This window comes from Aestuariibius violaceus, from assembly GCF_040779325.2.
Classification (GTDB): Bacteria; Pseudomonadota; Alphaproteobacteria; order Rhodobacterales; family Rhodobacteraceae; genus Aestuariibius; species Aestuariibius violaceus.
In genome coordinates, this window is record NZ_JBFONT020000036.1 from 1 (window position 1) to 392 (window position 392).

Here is a 392-nt window from a genome sequence, read left to right on the forward strand (position 1 = left end):
TGACAGTAAAGGCCGTCGGCCTTGATCTGGCCAAGGATGTTTTTCAAGTGCACGGCATTTCGGAGAACGGCCGAGTTATCTTTAACAAGGCCATCAAGCGAGCGAAGCTGCTGGCATTCTTTGAGACGCTTCCGCCCTGTATCATCGGCATGGAAGCATGCGGATCATCCCACCATTGGGGTCGTCAGCTCCGCAAGCTTGGGCATGATGTGAAGCTCATGCCCGCCGGCTACGTCAAACCCTACGTGAAGCGGGGCAAGAACGACTGTCCTTCCCCCCTAGAACTGGGCCATTACATTTGCCGCGAGAGGGGATTGGGCATGGCGAGGAAGCGACATTCAGACGAAGACGTGCTGAAGCTGCTACGTGAGATCGAGTTGAAGCTGACAGCG

The 392-nt window shown here is 55.9% G+C and carries 1 pseudogene; it reads left to right on the plus strand.

Annotation, left to right across the window (positions count from 1 at the left end):
• Positions 1 to 26 precede the first annotated feature (26 nt).
• Positions 27 to 392: pseudogene (locus tag AADZ90_RS22440) on the plus strand (IS110 family transposase); the annotation flags it as partial.